At 49.9% G+C, this 517-nt stretch carries 1 protein-coding gene; it reads left to right on the top strand.

Annotated elements, in window-relative coordinates; genetic code table 11:
- Positions 1-517, top strand: a 517-nt coding sequence (locus tag CA598_RS32610; protein WP_179283833.1) for a hypothetical protein, incomplete at both ends; no start/stop codon positions are given.

Raw genomic sequence — 517 nt, 5'->3', positions numbered from 1 at the left:
CGAAGAGATGAACAAAGCGCTCAAGTATTCGATAGATTCGATTTCCGCGCAGGATAAAGCGGAATATTCCGCACTCGCAACGAAGAAGGCAACGCTCGTACAAATGAGCGCACTAGCGACGCAATTTAAGGAGTTATCCGGTTCTCAAACGCTGGATGCTACGCAAAAGGGCCGCCTAGTTGACGTAACGGAAAAGTTGATCGAACAGTATCCGGAGCTGAACGCGCGACAAGGCGAGGACGGACGTATTCGTGCGGATAATATCGACGTGATTATCGATCAAATCGCCGCAGATAAGAAATTTACGGACTTGGCCGCCGATCAAGCTGCGCAACGTATTCGTAACTTCGCAAAGGAAAATAAAGCGCAAGAGGAATCGGTCAAGACGCAGATTAAGAACTTTACGCTGCTGATCGAAGCTATGGCGAAAGTGTCTGGAGCAAAAGCGGAGACCTTTGCGGAGTCCGTTGCGCAAGGTGAGGCGCGTATGAACGGTAAGACGCCGAACGTTATGGAT

The organism is Paenibacillus sp. VTT E-133291, assembly GCF_002264395.1.
Lineage (GTDB): Bacteria > Bacillota > Bacilli > Paenibacillales > Paenibacillaceae > Paenibacillus_AQ > Paenibacillus_AQ nitricinens.
Note: the sequence above shows the minus strand (reverse complement) of the source record. Positions and strands in the feature narration are given on the sequence as shown.